Origin of the sequence: Thermalbibacter longus (assembly GCF_023806485.1) — a bacterium.
Taxonomy (GTDB): domain Bacteria; phylum Chloroflexota; class Chloroflexia; order Thermomicrobiales; family Thermomicrobiaceae; genus Thermalbibacter; species Thermalbibacter longus.
In genome coordinates, this window is record NZ_JAMSLR010000004.1 from 267,343 (window position 1) to 289,330 (window position 21,988).

The window sequence follows — 21,988 nt, forward strand, 5'->3', positions numbered from 1 at the left end:
ACAGAATGCCGACGATTATCGTGCCGCTGCTCTGCGACCGGACGAAGGCTGATCCCCACGGCGTCAGCGAACGCGCGCTGCCCTGGGCGCGCGGGCTAGCAAAGCAGCTCGCCGCCGAAGTCGTCCTGCTGACCGCGCTGGATATTCCGCCGGGGCTTCTGGCGATGGCCGATCAGGCCCTGCTCAGACAGCTCCTCGACGACTGGCGGGCGGAGTGCCTGACCTATCTCGAAGAGGTCGCGCGTACCTTCGACGGTCGCGTCGTCTCGCTCGAGGTCGACGAGGGCGACCCGGCTTCGGCCATCGTTCGGATTGCCAGTCAGGTCAACGAGCCGCTGGTAACGATGGCCAGCCACCTACGCACGGGTCTGAGCCGGCTCGTGCTCGGCTCGATCGCCATGCGGGTGGTGTCGTTTATCGAGTGCCCCGTACTCATCGTCGGCCAGCGTGTTCCGGCTCCCCTCGAGACAGCGGCGGTCGAAGTGTCGCGCGTGCTCGTCCCGCTCGATGGCTCATCGCTCGCCGAGCAGGCGCTCGATGCACTGTCTATTGCGGGGTTTACGGGACTTCACGTCATCTTGCTCTACGTGACGGAGCCGGGGGCTCGTGACCGCGTCGGCGAGCGCGATCTCCGACCGGACGCCTACCTTGCAGATGTCGCCGCGCGGCTCAAAGAGCGTGGCTTCACCGTGGAGACGTCGGTTCGAGAGGGCAAGCCACCAGCGGCGATCGTCGCGACAGCCGGGGAGATGCGAGCTGACCTGATCGCCATGACCACACACGGGCGGAGTGGCCTGCGCGCAGTGCTGATGGGCTCGACGGTCGAGCAGGTGCTCCACGGGGCGAACACGCCGGTGTTGCTCGCCCGCCCCCGAGGCGAATCGAGTGGCTAACCGCGGCGTCTCATTCTTCCAGGTGGTAGGGAACACCGGTGACCGCCAGATCCGGGACGTGGGCCAGCGCTCGCTTCAGGCGCCAGGCGGTCTGCGTATGCAGTAATCGCTCCCACCAGTGCGCTGGCACGAACTCGGGGATCACGACCGTGATGTACGGGCATCCCTTTTCGAGGTGGAGTTTCTCGATGATCGCCACGAGCGGGCCGATGAGCTCGCGGTAGGGCGACTCCACGATGACGAGCGGTATGTCCAGCTCGGCCTCTTGCCAGCGTTTAAGCAGGACATCGTCGCTCTCCGGCTCCGTAGACACATGCACTGCCGTCACGTCGCGGGCGATGGAGCGCGCGTATTCGAGCGCGCGGAACGACGCGCGGTTGAGCGAAGCGATCGGCACGACGGCGGCGACGGTTCGTGGCACTGGCCGCCGCCGGCGGCGGATCTCGACCGGGCTGAGCCGGAGCTGGTCGGCGACGTGCCGGTAGTGCTGGTTGATGGCGAGCATTACCCCGACCAGAAGCGGAATCAGCAGGATCACGATCCATGCGCCGTGGACGAACTTGGTGGTGGCGATCACGAGCGTGACGACGGCGGTGGTTGCCGCGCCGACCGCATTGATCGCCAGGCTCGCCCAGGGGCGTCTCCCCTCGCCTAGCCGCCACCAGTGCACGACCATGCTCGACTGCGACAAGGTAAAAGCGAGGAAGACGCCGACCGCGTAGAGCGGGATGAGCGCCGAGACGCTGGCGCCGCGCGCGATGACCAGTAAGCTGGTCACCACCCCGAGCACGATGATCCCGGCGGAGAAGGCCAGGCGGTCGCCCTGGAAGCGGAACTGGTGCGGGAGGAAGCGGTCGCGGGCCAAGAAGTAGGCCAACCGCGGGAAATCAGCGAAGGCGGTATTGGCTGCCAGGAAAAGAATGCCGGCGGTCGCGGCCTGCACGACATAGTAGAACGGAGACCCGTCGACGAGCGTCCGCGCGAGCTGGGAGACGAGCGTCTCCTCTTCCGTCGGTACCAGGTGGAAGTGATAGGCGAGCACGGTGATACCGAAGAAGAGGCTGCCGAGGATTAGCCCCATCCAGGCGAGCGTCGTCCGGGCATTCTGGGCCTCTGGCGGCTTGAAGGCGGGCACACCGTCGGCGACCGCCTCTACGCCGGTCAGCGCCGCGCTCCCCGAGGAGAATGCGCGCAGGACGAGGAACAGCGTCAGCGCATGTGTCGGCTCGGGCGCATGAGTGGCGACCGGGTGAGGGGTGACGCCCCAGCCCAGCCACGCCGCGGCCCCGATCGCGAGTAGTGCATACATGCTGGCGATGAAGGCGTAGGTGGGCAGCGCGAAGATCGTGCCGCTCTCGCGCACCCCGCGCAGGTTCGCGATCGTGAGCAGGGTGATCGAGACCACCGCCAGCTCGACCCGTAGTGGCCGGAGTTGCTCGAAGGCCGACGTCACCGCCGCGACGCCGGCGGAGGTACTGACCGCGACGGTGAGCACGTAGTCGGTGAGCAGCGCCGCCGCCGCGACCAGGCCCGGATATGCTCCGAGATTGTCTTTCGTCACGATGTAGGTGCCGCCACCGCGCGGGTAAGCGCGGATCGTCTGGCGGTAGGAGATCACGACGATCGCGAGCAACAGGACAACCGCGAGCCCGATCGGCAGCACGAAGGCGTAGGCTGCCATCCCAGCTAGGATGAGGACGCGCAGGATCTCCTCCGTCGCGTACGCAGTCGACGACAAGGCGTCCGAGGAGAAGACGGCGAGCGCCTTAACCTTGCTGAGGCGCTCATGAGCCGCCTCGGCGGTCGACAGTGGCCGGCCGATGAGTAGCCGCTTGATGGCATACCATGCTCGTCCGATCGAGTCCTCAGGCTGCGTCGGCTCGGCGATGTACACGTTCTTGCCGGCGGGCTTGAGGGGCAGATCGGCTGCGGGAACCAGGCGTATGTAGCGATCTCCGGGGTGGGTTCCCGGGACGGTCGCGCCCGGGGCGAGCTGAGGTGAGGGCTCTGACTCCTCTGGCGTGATCGGCGTCATCGAGAGCAGTAACCTCCTCATGGCGCTTTCGGCGCCGTGCCGGCAAGCCGGCGCGACCGCGCATAAGTATACTCCTCGCCCTTGTGGCGACGTGGCCTCTCGCCGCCAGCACCAGCCCCCTGTGGTAGGCTTGTGACAGACTGCACGGAGCGGGCCTGATGCTCTGGAGCAGAACGGCGAGATGGTGAACCTGTTGCCCCTTCTCCACGGTGACGCCAGCGGCCCATTCTGGGCTGCCTGGAGCTGGAATCCTCCGGTGCTCGTTCTCCTGCTGAGCGCAGGGCTGGTCTACGGAGCGGCCCTGCGGTATCTGGGCCAGCGTGGCAGACCGCTTCCACCTGCCTGGCAGCCGATCGCCTTCTATGCTGGGCTGACCTCAGCGGCGCTTGCATTGATGGGCCCGCTCGACCTGTACAATGACGAGCTCCTCACGATGCACATGCTCCAGCACCTCGTGCTGATCCAGGTGACTGCCCCGTTGATCCTGCTCGGTAGGCCGGTGCAGCTCGTGCTCCGCGGCTTGCCTCCGGAGCGGCTGGGAGCTGCGCTGCGCGTCGCGCTGCGACCGCAGTGGGTTCGGACCACCCTGACCGTGCTGACCGCGCCGCTGACGGTGACGCTGCTGGCCAACGCCGCGCTCGTCTTCTGGCACTTCCCTCGTTTCTACGAGGCGGCACTCTACAGCACCGCCGTGCACGACTTGGAACACCTGAGCTTCTTCGTCACCGCCCTGCTCTTCTGGTGGCCGATTATCGACCCGGTGCCTCGTCATCATAAGCTGCCGGCCCTCTGGGCCATCGCCGCGATCTTCGCGACGCTGGTGGTCAGCATGAGCATCGGGGCCATCATCACCCTGGCCGATCGAGTCATCTACCCGTTCTATGCTGGCGTGCCGATGCCCTGGGGCATGGCGGCGCTGACAGATCAGCAGGTCGCCGGGCTGATCATGTGGGTCGGTGGTGGGTTCCTCTACATGGGCGCTATCCTGGCGCTACTGGCTCGCTGGCTGCGCCAGGAGGAGCGGCGGCAGGCCACGCTCGCCGAGCAGCGCGCCCGTCACGCGCTCTAGGCTTACCCATTTCCTCGCCGATTAGGCGCGGCGTTTTCCGGTCGCTCATAGGAACTCCACGTGGTTCACCATATCCTCCGGCCCCAACACGTCGTGGATCAACATCAGGCCACGGATGATGGCCCCGATCGGCGTTCCCTGCGGGGCGTAGACGATGCCGGCGTGCGCACGTCCCGCCGCGTGCAGACGGAGGAAGTCCGCGTCCTGGGTAACGACCACGCGACCCTCTCGCAGCGCCAATGCCAAGTGCTCTTCGTCAGCCGCTTCTAGCATGCCGGCCTCCTGGGCACGTAGCACATCGATCCCGCGGCGGCGCAGCCCTTCAGCGACCGCCCGCGGTACATGCTCGTCCAGATAGAACGTTAGCTGCTCAGCCACCGAGCTTGGCCCTCACTTTGGACGGGGTCTCGCGACGGAGCTCGGCGACGAGGGCTTCGTCGGCCCTGATGGCCTGGTCGATCTCCTCGCGGTGGTCGTAGTAGTAGGCGAGCGCCGCATACACGTCGGCCAATGAGAGGCCGTACTCGCTGGCAATCTCGTCAGCGCTCAGCCCGAGTCGCTCATGCCAGACCACGATGTCCTGCACGGTGATCCGGTGCCCGGCGATGCGCGGCTTGCCGCCCGCAACCCCGGGGGTAACCACAATATGGCTCGACACGGTGTCCATCACGACCTCCAATCGGCACAGCGGTCAACTCGTAGCCGCGGCCTTCCAATCTCGGATCATGTACCGGACGACCTTGACCACCTCTTCGGGCGCGAGCCGTGCGGCCGGATCTTGGATCGTGGAGAGCTGTGGAGTGGTGGCTGCTTGGTCGACGACGTAGAGCCAGCACTCGGCGCCTCACCATTGGGCCATCAGCCACTCATTGGGGGTTAGGGCGATAGGTCCAGTGCGGGCCCGCGGCTTGACCTCGATGCAACGGACAGACTCATCCGGTGCCTCTGAGCAGATATCATAGCCGAGCGGCTCAGCGGAAACATCATACGGCGTCCGGCCCGCGCCGCTCGTACTCGAGCGCAACTTGTACGCCGATGGCCTCGATCGCCGGATCGGGCACCAGATTCTGGTCGGCAGCCTGGCGGAGGGCTACGTCTACACGGTGAACCGCGTGCTGGCGGTGGTCTTCCTGCTGCTCTTCGTCGGTGGCTTCATCCCGGCGTTCGTGGACCTTCTAGCGATCAACGCTGCCGATACGATCTTGCACCTCCTGAGCGCCCTGCTCACTGGATACTGGGGCTTCATCGCTCCGCGGCAAGTCGCACCAGCTCGTCCTCGAGTATGAGGCGCGTGCCGCCGTCTAGGCAGCGGAGAAGCAGACAAGGCCCGGCCGGCTAAACCGGCCGGGCGCGCTGTGTCTCGTTGGCGTGCTGGGTTCAGCACGACGAGTAGCAGGGGCTTGAGAGTTCCGGAGCCAGCCCGCACGAGGATGGCTGACCGGCGATCCAGCCGCCGAGGGGCACGAGCGCCTCACCCAGTTTGCGGCGCAGCGATCCAGCGTGCCGTGCATCCTGTTGTAGTGGTGAGTGATCATTCGCCTCTACGAAGCGCAGCCATCGCCCCCAGGCAGCGCGTTCGCGCCGCTCAGCGAGATAGCTCTCCACAATCAGGTCGGAGAGTAGGGGATTCCAGTCCATCGTTCTCTCTCCCTTCGTCAATTCCGGCGATCGGCTGGGCACAGACCAGCCATCGGGTCGAGCGGTCCCGCAGGCGTCGCCTCAGCAGCAGGCGCGGCTGCGCACGGCCGGCCGGATGAGTACCGGCTCCGGCCTGGCCGCCGGTTCGCAGCAAGCCGCCTCGCCATCGGCGGCGACCGGGCCGCTACAGACGCCGGTGTGCGGCAGGACCAGTTCCACCCGCTCGGCGGCCTCCCAGTCCCCCGTCAGCGCCGCGACGACCGAGCGCGCTTGCTCATAGCCGGTTCGCATCAGGAAGGTGGGTGCCCGTCCATAGCTCTTCAGCCCGAGCAGGAAGAATCCCTCCTCGGGGTGTCGCAGCTCCTTGAACCCGTGCGGCGGCACGGTGCCGCAACTGTGCACGTTCGGATCGATTAGCGGTGCCAGCTCCACGGGCGCCTCCGTGATCGGGTCGAGGGAGAGTCGCAGCTCGCGGAGCGGAGCGAGATCGGGCCGGAACCCAGTCGCCGCCACGATCTCGTCCACGGGGGCCAAGCTGTGCCCCTCGCCGACGGCGACGAGCCCATCCGGCGTCTCCTCGATCCGGGTCAACCGGAAACCGGTTACCAGCTTGACCAGTCCCTGCTCGACGATCGCCTGCGCTCGCTGGCCCAGACGGCCACGCTCCGGCAACTCGTCGCGCTCGCCGCCGCCGAACCGCCCCGCGAGCGAGTCCCGCCTCACTGCCCACATCACGCTCGTCCCAGGTTCCTCTGCGGCTAACTGGACGAGATCGAGGAGCACGTTGAAGGCCGAATGCCCGGAGCCGACGACGAGCACGCGCCGGCCGGCGTAGCGCGCTCGGTGCTGCCCGAGCACATCGGGGATGCCGTAGAAGATCCGGTGGCGCATTGCCTCCTCACCGATCGCCGGTAGCCCGCTGGCGCCGAGCGGATTCGGCACCGCTCCCGAGGCGTCGATGACTGCCCGCGCGAGTATGTCGGTCTCGCCGAGCGGCGTCTCGACGCGTACCACAAACGGGGCGGCTGAGCGGCCGGTCGTCAACAGCCGGTCACGCCCCTGGCGCGCGACCGCGAGCACGCGGTGCCGAAGGCGAAGATGCGGCGCGATCGCCGGGTGTGCGGCCAATGGCTCGAGATACTGCTCGACCAGTTCTCCACCCGTGGGGTGCGCATCGGCCAGTGGAGCCACCCATCCGGTCCGGCCGAGTAGCTCGGCCGCCAGCGGGTCGAGGTTGTACTTCCAGGGAGAGAAGAGGCGGACATGCTGCCACTGCCGGGCCGACCAGCCGACTGCTGGCTGCGCCTCCAGCAACAGGAACGACTGGCCGCGCGCGGCGAGGTGCGCGGCCGCGGCCAGCCCGACTGGCCCGGCCCCGATCACGACGACCGGTAACGACGATCTACGCGTTGCGTTGGATCCCGTGTTTGCCATCTCGAAACTCCTGATGACTCGCCAGCGACATGCTCACACCCGGTGAAGATGATCGCCAGGCGGTGCGCGGCCGCGAGACCTGGTGCTGTCACTGGTCGAGGCGGGCGCGTTGCAGTCAGCATCAACGCCGGACCGCTCGCGCCGTTGCACCTGGCACGGGGCCATCGGCTCGATGGCGCCTATATCGATAATGATCGATATAAACGGCTGCATGAAGGCTCCTCCTCACAGGCGCGAGCGAGATCAGCGGGTTGCAGGCTCCAGCATCAGGTGAGAGAGCGCGTGCAGCGCGGCACGGCCGAGCTCGGTCGCCTCGTAGTAGGCCCAGGTCCCCCGTCGCTCGGTGACGACTAGCCCGGCCTCGCGCAGGATCCGCAGGTGATGCGAGACAGTCGGCTGGCTCACTGGGAGGCGGTCGGTCAGATGGCAGACGCAGAGCGGCTCGCGATTGGCGGCGATCATTTGGAGGATCGCCAGCCGAGTCGGGTCGCAGAGCGCGCGGGCCAACTCGGCGAGCCGCTCGAGCCGCGCGACATCGCCGGGGGCGAGCGGTGCGTCTTCGATACCACAGCATGACCGGCTCATCGTCGTCTCTCCTTCACTGGCGCGAAGGGTAACATTTTCATCGAAGGATGTCAATATATGCTGTACGCACGTCCCAACAGCGACTAGGCGCTGTTGGGGAAATTGTCTGGCTGGGTCAAGTCATGCGCAGGCGATCGCGTGTCGCTCAGGGACACCGACGTGCGCCGGTGAGGTAGCCTGGCATCCGCGTCACGGGATGCACGCAAATTCAACCCCGGGCGGCCATGCGGCGGCTATCATGGACTAGAGGCGTACGAGTTTGGCCCCAGGAGGAGGGTATCGATGAGCCAGCTCCCGTTCGCCCGGCCAGGCCGCTTCTTTCGCGGGAACCTGCACGCGCATTCCACCAATTCGGACGGGCAGGCGACTCCAGAGCAGATTGTCGAGGCATATCGCCGGCAGGGCTACGACTTCATCGCTCTGACCGATCACTTCCTCGAGCGCTACGGCTTTCCCATCACCGATACCACCGCACTGCGCACGGCTGGATTCACCACCTTGCTCGGAGCCGAGCTGCATGTGCCGGCGCTCAGCAACGGCGAGCTGTGGCACATCCTGGCCGTCGGCCTGCCACCCGACTTTGCGCCACCGCATCCAGGCGAGTCAGGCCCCGAGCTGGCCGCGCGAGCCGCTGAGGCCGGCGCCTTCGTCGGGCTGGCGCACCCGGCCTGGTACTGCTTAACCATCGACGAAGCACGAAGCGTCGAGGCGGCCCATGCTGTCGAGGTCTACAACGAGACCTGCGCGATGGACAACGACCGCGGCGAGAGCTGGTACGTCGCCGATCTGCTGCTCTCGGAGGGGCGGCGGCTGACGGCGTTCGGGGCCGACGATACTCACCTGAAAGACGACCGGCCGGACGCTTTCGGGGCCTGGGTCTGGGTGCGAGCCGAGCGGCTCGAGCCGGATGCGCTGCTGGAGGCGCTCAAGACGGGGGCCTATTACACCAGCCAGGGCCCGCTGATCCACGATATCGAGCTCGACGATCGCGAGCTCGCGATCCGGTGCTCGCCGGTGAGCTCGATCTTCGTGAGCGGTGCGGGACGAAAGACCATGCACGTGCACGGGTACCGGCTCACCGAGTGGCGGTGCTCGCTCGAGCCGTTCCTCGGCTCGTACTGCCGCGTGACGCTGGTCGACGCCGCTGGCAAGCGCGCCTGGTCCAATCCGATCTGGCTCGACCGGTGAAGTTCGGCAACCCCCGCATGCTGGTACGGGCACTCGGCGATGCGGCGAGCCGGGCATCCGCCAGCTCGGCGTGCCTGCAGTACCCGAGCGGCCGGCGTGGAAGCGCGGTAGAATGACCGGGGTACACCGAGATGGTCCGCATGGCGCGTCCCACGCTCACCGCGGCGGTGAGCGGAGGGTGGATCGGTACCAGGGCCAGCGCAATGGCGCGCAAGAGTTGTCCCGGCTGCGAGCCGGGCGTTCTCACGTGTCGATACCGCAGAGATCGCCGTTGAGAGGAGTGGGTGCATGCCTCAGATGACTGGTGGCCAGGCGCTGGTCGCGCAGCTCCTGCGCGAGGGGATCGAGGTCGTCTTCGGTTTGCCGGGCGTTCAGCTCGACTGGGCCTTCGACGCGCTCTACGACGCGCGTGACCGCATCCGGATCTACCACACGCGGCACGAGCAGGCGACGTCCTATATGGCAGACGGCTACGCCCGCACGACCGGCAAGGTCGGGATGTGCCTGGTCGTACCCGGCCCGGGCCTGCTCAATGCGATGGCCGGTCTCTCGACGGCCTATGCCTGCAATTCGAAGGTACTCTGCGTGTCGGGCCAGATCCCCTCAGAGCACATCGGCAAGGGGCGCGGGATGCTGCACGAGATCCCGCATCAGCTCGAGGCCGTGCGCTCGGTCACCAAGTGGGCGGCCCGTGCCATGCGGCCCGAAGAGGTTCCGGGCCTCGTCCGCGAGGCGTTCCGCCAGCTTCATACCGGACGGCCCCGACCGGTCGAGATCGAGATCCCGCCCGACGTCTTGATGAACACGGCCGAGGTGACGTTGCTGGACCCGGAGCCAGCCGAGCAGCCGGAGGGCGATCCCGACCTGCTGGACCAGGCGGCCCGTGCTCTCGGGCAGGCCGAGCGGCCGATCATCTTCGCGGGCGGCGGAGTGCTCGCCGCTGAGGCCTGGGAAGAGCTGCAGGCGCTGGCCGAATTGCTTGAAGCGCCGGTCGTGATGTCGATGGACGGTAAGGGGGCATTGTCCGACCGGCACTACCTGGCACAGAACATGATCGCCGCGCGCGAGCTGACACCGCAGTCCGACGTGATCCTGGTGGTCGGCACACGCTTCCTGCAACCGGCGACCTCGGACTGGGGGCCGAACGGGCAGGTCGTGATCCAGATGGACATCGACCCGGAAGAGATCGGGCGCAACTACCCGCCAGCGATCGGGATCGTGGCTGACGCCAAGCGTGGGCTGGCGGCGCTGGTCGACCGTGTGCCGAAGCACAATCGCAAGCGCGCCTCCCGCAAGGAAGAGCTGACCGCCTTGAAGGAGCGCATCGAGGATCTGCTCTGGGAGGTTCAGCCGCAGGCGGCCTACGCGATGGCGCTACGCGAGGTCTTACCGGACGACGGCATCCTCGTGAGCGAGAGCACGCAGGTGGGGTACTGGACCTGGAACGCGTTCCCGGTCTACCGGCCGCGGACCTTACTGACCTCCGGTTACCAGGGCACGCTGGGGTACGGCTTTGCGACCGCGCTCGGGGCCCAGGTAGCGAACCCCGACAAAGCGGTCATCTCCATCAACGGCGACGGTGGCTTCATGTACAACGTCCAGGAGCTCGCGACCGCTGTCCAGCACCGGATCAACCTGGTGACGGTGGTCTTCAACGACAACGCCTACGGCAATGTGCGTCGCATCCAGAAGGAGCGGTTCAACGGCCGGCTGATTGCGTCGGATCTGTACAACCCCGACTTCGTCAAGCTCGCAGAGGCGTTCGGCGTGGAGGGGATTCGAGCGGAGGGGCCGGAACAGCTCAAGCAGGCGCTCGAGCGCTCGCTCGGCGTTGGGCATCCGGTACTCATTGAAGTGCCTGTCGGGGAGATGCCGAGCATCTGGAGCATCGTCATGGCAGGTCGCCGACAGCAGGCGGTCTAGCTGGCCGGAGCTCGAGCTCGGATACCGACCCTGGCTGGGGGGCGTGGGTTCGCCGGGGGCGAACTCATGGTCGCGGGCTTGCTGTGAACCTAGGCGCCCGAAGTGGTAGGCGCCTAGAGGCGCTGGGTCGTGGCCTCAGGTGGACAGGAGAGGGTCGTTCGCTCCTGGTCAACTGGTTCGGCCAGGACAGAATACTAGCGCGTTTCTTACAGTTGGTTATAATGAGCGTGATCGTACGCACTTTCGCTGGTGTATAAGATGGGAGACTGCACGATGCCGAATGTAACGGTTCGACTGTCGAAAGAGATGTACTGGCGTCTTCGTGAGCTTTCGATCCAGCAGGGGATACCTTTGGAGCGATTTATCGTCTCGGTCCTGCACAGTGCACTGGTCACCAGCATGGTGCCGCCGGAGGCGGGATCGGTGGCTGCGCAGCCTGGAGTGGCGCTCGACAGTCTCTCCGTCGAGCAGGAGGCTCGGCCAGTCTCGTCGTAGCGCGCGATGGGGGGCGGAGAGGCGGAGGTGATTCCCCTCCCCCGCGCACGGCTAGTGTCCTCCGCCTCTTGCCCCGTCGTCGATCGAGGTGCCGTCGCGCAGGTTAGCCTCCCGGTGTTCCCGTTCAGTACACCCGAATCGGAGGTGAGACTGGGTTGAGCGGCAGGTACCCGAGGATCACTGGGACGTAGGCCACGACGGCCAACCCCACCGCGATCAGGAACCAGAGTCCGAGCCTGTCGAACAGCGGCCAGCTCTCCCGCGCGCCGTGGACGGTCTCGGCCACCGGGATCTCTACCGGCGCGGCGAGCGGGCGGGAGAAGAAGAGCGTCCGGAGCATAACGATGAAGAAGAGCAGGCCGCTCGTCGTCATCACGATGCCACCGATCGCCGTCAGCCAGTTATCGAGCGACCACTGGAACAGATCGAGATACGCGGCGTCGCCGATCGCCGTCCGGCGAGGCATGCCGCTGAGGCCGCCTGCGATCTGCCCGCGCGCGAAGACCAGCATCCCGATCGCCCACAGCCAGGCTTGTGCCAGCGCAAGTCGCCGCCCCCAGAGCTCGCGCCCGGAGAGAAACGGGATCAGCCAGTAGCAGATACCCATCGCGGTCAGCGCCACGGCCGTACCGACCGTCATGTGGAAGTGGCCGGGGACGAACGCCGTGTTGTGGACGACGAGGTTGACGCTGTAGCTCGCATTGACAATGCCGGTGGCCCCGCCGAGGGTAAAGACCAGCATCGCCAGGAGCTGAGCGTTGACGCTCGGATCCTTCCAGGGCAGTGCCCGGATCCAGCCCAGGAGTCCTCGCCCGCCCCGCGCCCGGCCACCCGATTCCAGCGCGGCCATCACGGTGAAGGCCGTGATGAAGCTCGGATAGACGACTGCGAAGGTGGTGAAGAGGTGGACTGTCTTCATCACGGTAGGCATGCCGGGGTCGGTGAACTGGTGGTGTAGCCCGGTTGGTGTCGACAGCACGAGGAAGAGCAGGAAGACGAAGCGTGTCAGGCCGTCGCTGAAGAGCCGGCCGCCGACCTGGGCCGGGATCATCAGATACCAGGAGACATAGGCTGGCAGCAGCCAGAAGTAGACGATCGGGTGACCGGTGAACCAGAAGAGCAGGCGGTCGAACTGCGGATCGACATGGCTCAGGATGCCGAGCGACCACGGCAGCAGGAACACGACGACGAGGATCGCCACGCCCACGGAGGCCAGATCCCACATCAGGTAGGGGACGACCGAGACGAAGCCGAGGAGGGGAATAGGCTCCTCCGGGTGCTCGCGACGCCAGGCCCGGAGAGTGAGAAGCTGGTTCGCCGAGGTGAGCCAGGTCGACAGCACCAGGAAGACGGCGCCCAGGTAGAACAGCGAGCTCGCCTTCAACGGCGCGTAGAAGGTGAAGAGCACTGTCGCCTGGTTCGTGAGGATGGCGAAGGCGGCTAGCACGGTGCCGGCCAGCATCGTCCAAAACGCCCCCTGAGCGAGCCAGGTGCTGGCGAGCGGGCGCTCGAACCCGCGGATGGTCGTGAGCGAGAGAAAGCTGTTCGAGAAGGCGAACGTGAACAGGAAGGCCAGCAACACGCCGTGGATCGTCAGTCCCTGGTAGTAGCTCTTCAAGAAGTGCGCGGAATACAGATCGATGCCGATCCGCTCCAGCGCCTGGAGCAGGCCGAGATAGCCGCCGACCGCCAGGCCGAGCAGCCCGAGGTAGAGCTGGCCGCGGATAGGCCAGAGCTGCTCGGCCAGATAGATCGTCTCCGCCGGCCCGCTGTACTCCATGCCGGTGGTTCGCGCGATGCTGCTCATTCGACGATCACCTTCCCGAACATCTGGTGATGCCCGAACCCGCAGTACTCGTGGCACAGGAACACGTATTCGCCCGGTCGATCGAAGCGCGCCGCGACCTCGGCCACTTGCCCGGGGATCACCATCACGTTGATGTTCGTGTTCTCGACCAGGAAGCCGTGGATGACATCGGCAGAAGCGACGCGGAAGCGGACGGTCGAGCCGCGGGGAACGCGGATCTCGTTCGGCTCGAAGGCCCAGGCTCGCGCGATGATCACGGCCTCGTACTCGCCTGGCGCCACCTCACGGACGCCTGGCTGGTCGAACGGCGCTGTCCGGCGGATCTGCCGGGGATCGACCCGCCCGGCTGGCGCGGGCAGGTGAACCTCGGCAGCGAACACCCCTACCCCGATTGCGGCCAGCGCGGCGAGGAGCACGACGAGCGTGAGCGCCATGAAGATCTTCTCGTACCGTTCGATGCGCATCGCTAGCCTCGCTCCAGCATCGTGAGGTACACCGTGCCCCAGATGGCGATGACGACGATCAGGTACACGAGCAGAAGGAACAGAGTGCCGTACGGATGCCTCTCTTCGGCTGGGTCGGCGCGCTCCTCTGGAGCACGTACGGGACCGAGCTGCTGCCGCTGCGGATGCATGCCTCACCTCCTGTCCCGGGCGTATTCGGCTCTCGTCATCCAGCGCTCGAAAACGCGTTTGCACCATGCGAGCAGAGCCAGCAGCACGACCAGCGCCGAGAGCGCCAGCGCGACCTGTCCCCCGCTGGCGCGGCCCTCTAAGGCGTCGTTGAGGGTCATCCAGACGTAGAGCGCTGCCAGACCGCCGGTGATCAGGACAATTGACAGGACGGCGATGACACGCGACATCGAGCTGTCCTCGGCATTCCTGGGCCGGGGCGGTCGGTCCCGCTCGCCTGAGGAGGCGAGCCGGCCCTCGACACCAGTCGACTGCTTCTCGCGCCGCCCTGGCTGGCCGACGTGCGAGGCCCGCGCCTCGACGAACCTTCCGGCATCAGCATTCGGGGAGGCTGGATGCCTAGCCCACGGCTCCACTGTGCGGACTCGTCCTGCCTGCTCGCTCATCGCTCGATGCCTCCAGCGACACCTGCACTCCAACGTCGAGAGCGCGCCATCATCAACATTCCCACCGAAAGATGCGCGGAGGGTCGTGACGAATCCACACCCTCTCGGATAAGTTCGAACCTACCCGATCGGGTAGGTTCCCGCGTGAGCTGGAGCGCACTCGCTGAACAGACCAGTTCAGGCGTGGCGCGCGAGGAGGCCGACCGGAGCGCCGGCGGGTGACAGGTGGGGATCTGTGCCGTGAACGAGCTACAAGGTCTCGGATGATGATGGGTCGAGCTTGGATGTGCCCGGCTGCCGGGAGCGCAGAGCGCGCAGGCCCTTGCCGGCCAGGCGTCCGGCGAGGCGCGCGCCCTCGCTCGCGAGCTGGCCGGCACGCTCCGCGCCGAGGGCGGTCAACTGAGCGATCGTTGCGCTGAGGGCCTGGATATCGGCGTCCACCTGCTGGCGGGTCAGCCCGACGGCGGCGAGGTGCTCGTCGATGACTGCCGGCTGGGCTTGGTGAAGGAGCGTCTGCAGGAGCCGGAGGACGCGGAGGAGGCGGCGAGCAGAGAAGAGCAGGGCGGCTGCTCCAGGCGCGAAGCGGAAGAGCGTCGCGTTCATCGCCAGCCCGTCGAGCAGCGAGGGGTGACGCGCGGCCAGGCGGGCGTCGTTCGCTAGCCGAGCGGAGAGCTCGACGTACTGCGGCGCCCGCTCCGCGATAGACGCGAACGTCTGTTGTGCTTGCCGCAGCGTCTCGCCCAAGTTCGACGACGTCATCCGAGCATTCCCCGATCGGTTCGCGTTTCCTGCCTGACAGGATACCATGTGCGAGAGTGGGTCTCGCCCGCGAGCTCGGCGCGATCAGGGGCTCGAACCATCGGCGTCTCGCGTGGAAACGGCGCGGTGCGCGACGGGGCGGTGCGTAGGCGAGGACAGTTTATGCTGGCCTGGTTCGTCGGCCCCTCGTTCCGTGGGGATCATTGCCGAGGGCGACTGGAAGTCGGAGGCGCACTTGGTCCACCCCCACGTGCGTGGGGATGATTACAAGCGGCGCGGCTGGGCCGAGTACCGCACCGGTCCACCCCCACGTGCGTGGGGATGATATCGCCGGGTCGCGCTGGCGGCGCAGCTCCGCCGGTCCACCCCCACGTGCGTGGGGATGATGCCCACTTGAACAAGGTGGTCTTCGGCCCCCACGGTCCACCCCCACGTGCGTGGGGATGATGAATGGGAGCTGTTGCTGAAGAGGAGCCCTTCCGGTCCACCCCCACGTGCGTGGGGATGATGCCTGCCCAGCGTACGCGGGCCGAGTCCCTGCGGTCCACCCCCACGTGCGTGGGGATGATAGCCAATGCCCGCAGGTCGAGCAGACATCCGCCGGTCCACCCCCACGTGCGTGGGGATGATGCAGCCGGGCTGGGAATACAAGGCAGTCTACCCGGTCCACCCCCACGTGCGTGGGGATGATTCCAGCTCTCGCATCACCTGGGCCGCACGCCCCGGTCCACCCCCACGTGCGTGGGGATGATTCCAGCTCTCGCATCACCTGGGCCGCACGCCCCGGTCCACCCCCACGTGCGTGGGGATGATTGCATCAGCGATTACGACTCCGTGCTGTAGTACGGTCCACCCCCACGTGCGTGGGGATGATAACACCTCGACGGAGAGCGGGATGCCCAGCACCGGTCCACCCCCACGTGCGTGGGGATGATGAGACGGGCAACGCCAGGGCGGCGGTGATCCGCGGTCCACCCCCACGTGCGTGGGGATGATGGCCGTGATCCGCGCCTGGGAGCGCCGCTCGTCGGTCCACCCCCACGTGCGTGGGGATGATAGACGATGGCGATGAACTGGTGGACGCGGCTCCGGTCCACCCCCACGTGCGTGGGGATGATGCTAGGCGACAGTAGGAGCCCGGGAAGCACATCGGTCCACCCCCACGTGCGTGGGGATGATGACTGCAACGTCGCGTTCCCGCCCGCCGAGGGCGGTCCACCCCCACGTGCGTGGGGATGATGTCGCTGCGCCGGCGCCGGCGCTCATCCTCGTCGGTCCACCCCCACGTGCGTGGGGATGATGACTGGGCGACCGACGAGATGGCCGCCCGGAGAGGTCCACCCCCACGTGCGTGGGGATGATGAGGTCAGCCCCGAGCGCGTAGATGCGGTCCGCGGTCCACCCCCACGTGCGTGGGGATGATCACGAGCTGATGGACTCGGTCTACGGCGAGCACGGTCCACCCCCACGTGCGTGGGGATGATGCGGTGGTCCGCTGGTGCGAGCGCAACGGCGTCGGTCCACCCCCACGTGCGTGGGGATGATCGGAGGAGCGCCTTCCATGCGTCGTCGTACTCCGGTCCACCCCCACGTGCGTGGGGATGATAGCTCCCAGTTGTCGGGATGCGGACGCACGTCCGGTCCACCCCCACGTGCGTGGGGATGATCCCAGGCTGGTGACCGTATGCTCGAGCAAAACCGGTCCACCCCCACGTGCGTGGGGATGATGCGAGGAGCGCCTTCCATGCGTCGTCGTACTCCGGTCCACCCCCACGTGCGTGGGGATGATATGCCGAGAGCGTAGACCGTCGCGTTGTACGTCGGTCCACCCCCACGTGCGTGGGGATGATCTGACGCGGTCGTCCCGAGATGAGATCCAGGTCGGTCCACCCCCACGTGCGTGGGGATGATGGCCGTCTCAGGGCTATATTCTTCAATGGTATCGGTCCACCCCCACGTGCGTGGGGATGATTTGACCGTGGTCGTCAGCGTCACCTCGATGTGCGGTTCACCCCCACGTGCGTGGGGATGATATCGTATGACGGTGGCGCGCTCTGGACGGCCCCGGTTCACCCCCACGTGCGTGGGGATGATGTGCCGGTGCTGACCAAGGGCATGGGTATCCTCGGTTCACCCCCACGTGCGTGGGGATGATCGGCGGGATTCTCGAGTAGGCGCGTACCTACGCGGTCCACCCCCACGTGCGTGGGGATGATAGCTCCCAGTTGTCGGGATGCGGACGCACGTCCGGTCCACCCCCACGTGCGTGGGGATGATACCGCATCCGCAGCGCGCTTCAGGGCGGGAAACGGTTCACCCCCACGTGCGTGGGGATGATATCGTCCACATCCGGCCGCGCTGGCTGCTCCTCGGTTCACCCCCACGTGCGTGGGGATGATGGGTGAGCGGACGCGGGCGTGGCGCGGCAAGGCGGTTCACCCCCACGTGCGTGGGGATGATGTGGGGCAGGGGCGGCTAGAAGTCGTTACGACAGGTTCACCCCCACGTGCGTGGGGATGATTTCGTTGTCGCACAAGATCAGCGCATTCCCGACGGTCCACCCCCACGTGCGTGGGGATGATAGGGAACCCGGTTCATCGGGGTGGACCGGGGCCGGTCCACCCCCACGTGCGTGGGGATGATACCGCATCCGCAGCGCGCTTCAGGGCGGGAAACGGTTCACCCCCACGTGCGTGGGGATGATATCGTCCACATCCGGCCGCGCTGGCTGCTCCTCGGTTCACCCCCACGTGCGTGGGGATGATGGGTGAGCGGACGCGGGCGTGGCGCGGCAAGGCGGTTCACCCCCACGTGCGTGGGGATGATGTGGGGCAGGGGCGGCTAGAAGTCGTTACGACAGGTTCACCCCCACGTGCGTGGGGATGATCGCGAGGGTGAGCTGCAGCTCCGGCTCGTGGGCGGTTCACCCCCACGTGCGTGGGGATGATCCATTGACCGAGAGACCCAGCACCGAGACCGCCGGTTCACCCCCACGTGCGTGGGGATGATCCATTGACCGAGAGACCCAGCACCGAGACCGCCGGTTCACCCCCACGTGCGTGGGGATGATACTGTGTCGTCTCAACGAAATCGGCCCCAACACCCCTCGATAGTCTCTTCCTCCCTCCGTAAACAGGTCATACTCAGGTGCTCGACGGCTCGGGCGAAGCGCGCTGCTCCAGCGGCACGCGTACCAGCCACAGCCCTTCGTACTCCACGATCTGCCGCCCGGTCTCCCCGGCCGATCGAAGCGCGAACCCCTGTTCGGTGTTCGTGGTGTACACCAGGAGCGCCGCCCCTCCACGCAGCGACCGGCAGGCCTTGTCCCACAGCCGGTCGCGCACCCGCGCTGACACCGTGCCCACGAAGACGCCGGCTTTCGGCTCGATCAGCCACCGGGTCAGCTCGCCACGCAACCCCGGCGGTACTCGCTCCAGGATCAAGACGATCATGCTTCATCCTCGCCAGCTTCTCTCTCATCGGCCCAGTTCACGCCTCCCGCGACCTCGCCCTCGGGATCCCAGAGGCCGCCGGGAGCCGCTACGTCGTCGTCGAACATGGCTCGCTCCTCGGGCGGTCGATCCATGCCGAGGGCATGGCCGATGTCCGGTATGATCCGGCTCAGGAGCCGGCTCTCCCGAAACGCGTCCCGGCAGGCGTGACGGACGCGCATCTCGAGCCCCTCTTCGCCCTCGCTCGCGACGCGAAAAGCGATTGGGATGCTGATCTCGGTCTTGTACAAATCGGCGATGTCGTACACGAACGAGAGCATGCGTCCCGTGTGGATGAACCCGATCGCGGGCGAGAAGCCGGCCGCGACGATGGCCGCGTGGCAGATGCCGTAGAGACAGGAGTTGGCGCAAGACAGGGCGCGGTTCACCGGGTCTGCCGCGCGCCAGTCGTTCCGCTGGTAGGAGCGTCCATACCAGGGCACGCCGGTCTCGCGGCTAGCCCGCTCGTAGGCCCAGCGCACGCGCATCCCCTCGCGGCCGCGGAGCTGGCGCAAGGTGAGATTGGGCGGCAGCGGCTCCGCGAACCGCATGCGGTACATGCGCATGACCACGTCCAGGCGCCGCGCCGGGTCTGCCCACTGCCAGGCCTGCCACAGCACGTTGCGCGAGGAGCGCGTCTCGCCCAAGCCCTGCGCGTAGCAGCGCACGCCCTCCTCGCCGGCCCAGATCACGAGACACCCGTTCTCCGCGAGCGCGCGCACGGCGGCGTGCGTGATGCTCGTGCCCGGGCCCAGTAGGAGCGTCATCAACGTGGCGCACGGAACCGGCGTCTTGCCCCGCTCGTCGATCAGCGCGATGGCCTTGCCTTCCTGCTCTATCCGGCAGTGCTCGACATAGAGATAGCTCCAGCTATCGCGAATTGTCGGCAAAAGGTGCAGGTCGTCCATTACGCTACTCCGGAGGGCGCATCACCGAGAGGAGGCCGAAGCCATACGCCTTGGCCGGGCCGACACCGCCGATGAGCGCGTCGCGAAACCGTGCCGCGTCGGTGACCTGGAGGAGTCCCTCGTAGACGACCGCGGCGAAGGTAAGCCGTTGGACTCCTCCGCGATCCTCCCGCCAGCCGGTCACGCGGCCGGCGGGACGCGGATCGACGCTCGGCGGGTTCGGCAGGAGCGTGACCGTATCTCGCCGCAGCTTCACGTTGAGCAGGCGGAACCCGTGCTGCTCCCCTTTGCGCACGATCCAGGCGATCTGGTCTTCTGCTCGCCGGAGCTCGACCCGTCGCCCGTTGGGCCGGTAGCCCTCGCGTCCTTGCCAGCTATCGATCTTCTTCGTCGGGTTGGCACGCAAGCGGAAGGCGAGTATCGTCCCAGCCGTGATGTGATCGTACGCCTGCGCGACGGGCTTGCTCTCCGGGTTCGGGGGGGCCCCACCGGTGTCCAGCAGGTATCCCTCTGGCAGGGCCGCCCAGGCGGGCGGCACGAGCGACTGCACGAGCAGGGTGTATCCCCTGCGGGTGTCCGCTTCCAGCCGGTAGAGCACGCCGAGGCGCGCGCGTGCGTCCTCCCGATCGGGCACGTCGGGGAAGAGCGACATGACCCGCTGGTGGAGCCTCTGGCAGTCGGCCAGGTCGCGCTGGACGTCACGACTGCGCGGATCGAGAATCAGGCGCGAAAGATACATCGTCGGACTCCTCTCGTACTGGCACATCAACGCCGAGGCGCCAGAACTCGGTGCGGGTGTACCGCAGGCCGAAGCGGCGCGTGGCGAATGCGGCGCCGAGCGGCTGGTCGAGCTGCGCGTAGTCGGCGCGCTCAGGGTTCGGCTCCTCGAGCACGACGCGCAGAGCCGGAGGCGAGGGCATGGGCCGCCGCGCGAGTCGCTCCGCGCTGGGCCACGGCTCGCTGCGGAGCGCTGCTTCGAGATCGACACCGGGCTTGATGCCATCCGGTATCCAGACAGGCGAACCGGGCACGAACGACTTGCGGCCGAGGTAGAGCGGCCAGCGCGGTTGCTTGAGTGCCTCGGCGATCTGCTCGAGTAGCGGCAACGGGCCGGCGAGCCCCACCAGGAAATCGGCATCAGCCAGGTAGTACCGGTTCGAGGGTACGGGTCGCAACCCTTTGCCATCCACGGTGACGACGCCGTACGGCTGGCCCGCCCACCGGCCGACGCCGGCCGTGTGGTAGTCGCGGGAAAGGATGCCCTCGAGGTCGACGCGCACCCCCATGCGCAGCTCCGCCAGGTCGTCGACAGACTCCTCGCGCGGCCGGCCGAGTGCGGCGCAGACGAGCCCGATCACCCCGCTCTTGGTCGGCTCGCGCGCGGTGTCTCGCACGGTGAAGCGGCTCTGCACGCCCCACGACTGCATCGGGCCGGCCAGGCGCATCAGGAGCGTACCGCTTGCGGTCATGCCGGGGCTCCCTTCTGCTGGTGCGAGTCTGCTCCGAACGCGGCGGACAGCGCCTGCTCGATGACATGACTCACGGTCTTCACGGGATGACAGGGGGCCGAGCGGAGCGCCTGGAGCTGATCTGGCTCGTGAGTCGCGACCCAACCACCTTGGATACCGTCAGCACCGTACATGCCAACCAATCGACCCCAGTAGGTGTCGAGCTTGCGGATCGATTCCTGGACGAGGTCACGGCCGTCTCGCGGGCGTGCTGGCTCGACGAACGCGTTCGCGAGTGACCAGAGACCGCGCTGGCGGACGACGGCGAACACGAGCGAGGGCGGGTTTTGGGCGGCGAAGCTGTTCTGCTTGCCGGTCGGGATCGCGGAGACCGCGGCCTGCAGGAGCGCGTGGAGCCCTGCCTTGGCCAGATCGGTATCGCCCTGAAGGTTGCTGACGAGCTGTTCGGTATCCACGTTGAGGTAGCGGTAGTAACAGGCGCTGTTGAATTCGACCGTGCCGATCATATCGGCCCCGGCCGTCTCCTCAGGGAGAAGGTCGTCGACGGCGGTGTAGTAGTCGAACTCCATCGTGACGCGGTTCGTCGAGATGGCGTGGGCCACCTGGCAGGCGGCATCGATATTGCGCTCTGGCAAGTCGGCCAGCATCCGGCCGAACAGCGCGAGGTCGACGGCCTTGCCGCCGTCCAGGATCTGGTGCGCTGCCCGGGAGATCTCGCTCGGGATTCCGCTCCTGGACTTCTTGCGCTGTTGCTCGCCGGAGCGAGCATCGTCTACGGCGACCAGTGCGTCCCATGCCTCTGCCGCCAGATTAGCGAGCCTCTCGACTTCGTGCCGACCAAGGAACACGAGGTATTCGGTCTTCTCCGGCTGCCTGGTTGCCAGGGCCAGACCCAGGCTCTCGATCAACCGCTGGGCGACCGCCAGTGCCTGTTCCCTGTCCTTGCCCGCCGCCACCAGTCTATCGGCCAGTTCCCCGAGGAGGCGCTTGGTGCGGATCGCCTGGTGCTCCGGGGAGAGCAATTGCTCGCGCTGGAAGGTGGTGCGGATCGCGCGCTTGATGCACTGGCTGGAGATGCGGGCCCGCCGGACGCCGCCGAACTCGCAGTCCTTCGGCGCGCCGGTGTCGTCCCGGTTGAGGTTCGAGGGCGCGAAGTGCTGGATCACGTGTAGCTCTACGAACATGTCCGTGTCCTCCTGTCCGATCCTTGACCCGA

22 protein-coding genes and 1 CRISPR repeat array are annotated in these 21,988 nt (G+C 67.0%); of the genes, 6 read left to right on the plus strand and 16 right to left on the minus strand.

From position 1 onward, the window contains the following. Positions 1-5: 5 nt before the first annotated feature. Complete coding sequence (locus tag NET02_RS07965) at positions 6-893, plus strand: universal stress protein (protein ID WP_284056858.1); 888 nt, start codon at positions 6-8, stop codon at positions 891-893. 10 nt (positions 894-903) lie between these two features. Here the strand turns inward: NET02_RS07965 and NET02_RS07970 are convergent, their stop codons facing one another. Beyond that, positions 904-2,928 carry an APC family permease gene (locus NET02_RS07970; RefSeq protein ID WP_284056859.1) on the minus strand — a complete coding sequence of 675 codons (2,025 nt, stop codon included), beginning with the start codon at positions 2,926-2,928 and terminating at the stop codon, positions 904-906. Between the two features lie 181 nt (positions 2,929-3,109). On the opposite strand from NET02_RS07970, the gene NET02_RS07975 reads away from it, so the two are divergent. Beyond that, positions 3,110-3,997 (plus strand): cytochrome c oxidase assembly protein, encoded by an 888-nt coding sequence (locus NET02_RS07975; protein WP_284056860.1) that lies wholly within the window; start codon positions 3,110-3,112, stop codon positions 3,995-3,997. Positions 3,998-4,042: 45 nt separating this feature from the next. Here the strand turns inward: NET02_RS07975 and NET02_RS07980 are convergent, their stop codons facing one another. The 3 genes from NET02_RS07980 to NET02_RS16575 all read right to left on the minus strand — a co-directional run bounded on the left by NET02_RS07980 (position 4,043) and on the right by NET02_RS16575 (position 5,021). Continuing rightward, positions 4,043-4,375, minus strand: a complete 333-nt coding sequence (locus NET02_RS07980) for a DUF5615 family PIN-like protein (RefSeq protein WP_284056861.1) — start codon at positions 4,373-4,375, stop codon at positions 4,043-4,045. Next, positions 4,368-4,664 (minus strand): DUF433 domain-containing protein, encoded by a 297-nt coding sequence (locus tag NET02_RS07985; RefSeq protein ID WP_284056862.1) that lies wholly within the window; start codon positions 4,662-4,664, stop codon positions 4,368-4,370. The genes NET02_RS07980 and NET02_RS07985 overlap by 8 nt, the downstream gene beginning before the upstream one ends. A 177-nt stretch (positions 4,665-4,841) precedes the next feature. Beyond that, positions 4,842-5,021, minus strand: coding sequence for a protein NO VEIN domain-containing protein (locus tag NET02_RS16575; RefSeq protein WP_347711017.1), 180 nt, complete (start codon positions 5,019-5,021; stop codon positions 4,842-4,844). A 1-nt stretch (position 5,022) separates the two neighbouring features. Between NET02_RS16575 and NET02_RS07990 the strand changes: the two genes are divergently transcribed. After that, a complete protein-coding gene (locus NET02_RS07990) occupies positions 5,023-5,283 on the plus strand; it encodes a DUF4383 domain-containing protein (protein WP_284056863.1) in 261 nt (86 codons plus the stop codon). A gap of 433 nt (positions 5,284-5,716) precedes the next feature. Here the strand turns inward: NET02_RS07990 and NET02_RS07995 are convergent, their stop codons facing one another. After that, positions 5,717-7,069 (minus strand): FAD-dependent oxidoreductase, encoded by a 1,353-nt coding sequence (locus NET02_RS07995; RefSeq protein WP_284056864.1) that lies wholly within the window; start codon positions 7,067-7,069, stop codon positions 5,717-5,719. 243 nt (positions 7,070-7,312) lie between these two features. Beyond that, positions 7,313-7,654 carry an ArsR/SmtB family transcription factor gene (locus NET02_RS08000; RefSeq protein WP_284056865.1) on the minus strand — a complete coding sequence of 114 codons (342 nt, stop codon included), beginning with the start codon at positions 7,652-7,654 and terminating at the stop codon, positions 7,313-7,315. Positions 7,655-7,936: 282 nt separating this feature from the next. On the opposite strand from NET02_RS08000, the gene NET02_RS08005 reads away from it, so the two are divergent. The 3 genes from NET02_RS08005 (at position 7,937) to NET02_RS08015 (ending at position 11,260) form a co-directional block, all read left to right on the plus strand. After that, positions 7,937-8,842, plus strand: a complete 906-nt coding sequence (locus NET02_RS08005) for a PHP domain-containing protein (protein WP_284056866.1) — start codon at positions 7,937-7,939, stop codon at positions 8,840-8,842. 288 nt (positions 8,843-9,130) lie between these two features. Then, the gene (locus NET02_RS08010) at positions 9,131-10,765 is read left to right on the plus strand and encodes a thiamine pyrophosphate-dependent enzyme (RefSeq protein WP_284056867.1); all 1,635 of its coding nucleotides are present in this window, start codon (positions 9,131-9,133) and stop codon (positions 10,763-10,765) included. A 273-nt stretch (positions 10,766-11,038) separates the two neighbouring features. Continuing rightward, positions 11,039-11,260: a hypothetical protein gene (locus NET02_RS08015; protein WP_284056868.1), complete on the plus strand. Its 222-nt coding sequence runs from the start codon at positions 11,039-11,041 to the stop codon at positions 11,258-11,260. A gap of 124 nt (positions 11,261-11,384) precedes the next feature. On the opposite strand, the gene NET02_RS08020 is transcribed toward NET02_RS08015, so the two are convergent. The 10 genes from NET02_RS08020 to cas7e all read right to left on the minus strand — a co-directional run bounded on the left by NET02_RS08020 (position 11,385) and on the right by cas7e (position 21,956). Further along, positions 11,385-13,067 carry a cbb3-type cytochrome c oxidase subunit I gene (locus NET02_RS08020; RefSeq protein WP_284056869.1) on the minus strand — a complete coding sequence of 561 codons (1,683 nt, stop codon included), beginning with the start codon at positions 13,065-13,067 and terminating at the stop codon, positions 11,385-11,387. Further along, the gene (locus NET02_RS08025; RefSeq protein ID WP_284056870.1) at positions 13,064-13,531 is read right to left on the minus strand and encodes a cytochrome c oxidase subunit II; all 468 of its coding nucleotides are present in this window, start codon (positions 13,529-13,531) and stop codon (positions 13,064-13,066) included. Before NET02_RS08025 ends, NET02_RS08020 begins: the two co-directional genes overlap by 4 nt. A gap of 2 nt (positions 13,532-13,533) precedes the next feature. Further along, complete coding sequence (locus tag NET02_RS08030) at positions 13,534-13,701, minus strand: hypothetical protein (RefSeq protein ID WP_284056871.1); 168 nt, start codon at positions 13,699-13,701, stop codon at positions 13,534-13,536. 3 nt (positions 13,702-13,704) lie between these two features. Beyond that, on the minus strand, positions 13,705-14,145 hold the full coding sequence (locus tag NET02_RS08035; protein WP_284056872.1) for a hypothetical protein: 441 nt from the start codon (positions 14,143-14,145) through the stop codon (positions 13,705-13,707). A 249-nt stretch (positions 14,146-14,394) separates the two neighbouring features. Then, positions 14,395-14,904, minus strand: a complete 510-nt coding sequence (locus NET02_RS08040; protein ID WP_284056873.1) for a hypothetical protein — start codon at positions 14,902-14,904, stop codon at positions 14,395-14,397. Between the two features lie 236 nt (positions 14,905-15,140). Then, a CRISPR array of direct repeats spans positions 15,141-17,974; the repeat unit is 29 nt; unit sequence CGGTCCACCCCCACGTGCGTGGGGATGAT. A gap of 73 nt (positions 17,975-18,047) precedes the next feature. Continuing rightward, the gene (gene cas2e, locus NET02_RS08045) at positions 18,048-18,356 is read right to left on the minus strand and encodes a type I-E CRISPR-associated endoribonuclease Cas2e (protein ID WP_284056874.1); all 309 of its coding nucleotides are present in this window, start codon (positions 18,354-18,356) and stop codon (positions 18,048-18,050) included. Beyond that, on the minus strand, positions 18,353-19,303 hold the full coding sequence (gene cas1e / locus NET02_RS08050; protein WP_284056875.1) for a type I-E CRISPR-associated endonuclease Cas1e: 951 nt from the start codon (positions 19,301-19,303) through the stop codon (positions 18,353-18,355). Before cas1e ends, cas2e begins: the two co-directional genes overlap by 4 nt. Positions 19,304-19,307: 4 nt before the next feature. After that, positions 19,308-20,042: a type I-E CRISPR-associated protein Cas6/Cse3/CasE gene (gene cas6e, locus NET02_RS08055; protein ID WP_284056876.1), complete on the minus strand. Its 735-nt coding sequence runs from the start codon at positions 20,040-20,042 to the stop codon at positions 19,308-19,310. Then, the gene (cas5e, locus tag NET02_RS08060; RefSeq protein WP_284056877.1) at positions 20,002-20,772 is read right to left on the minus strand and encodes a type I-E CRISPR-associated protein Cas5/CasD; all 771 of its coding nucleotides are present in this window, start codon (positions 20,770-20,772) and stop codon (positions 20,002-20,004) included. Before cas5e ends, cas6e begins: the two co-directional genes overlap by 41 nt. Beyond that, the gene (gene cas7e, locus NET02_RS08065) at positions 20,769-21,956 is read right to left on the minus strand and encodes a type I-E CRISPR-associated protein Cas7/Cse4/CasC (RefSeq protein ID WP_284056878.1); all 1,188 of its coding nucleotides are present in this window, start codon (positions 21,954-21,956) and stop codon (positions 20,769-20,771) included. Before cas7e ends, cas5e begins: the two co-directional genes overlap by 4 nt. Positions 21,957-21,988: the final 32 nt, after the last annotated feature.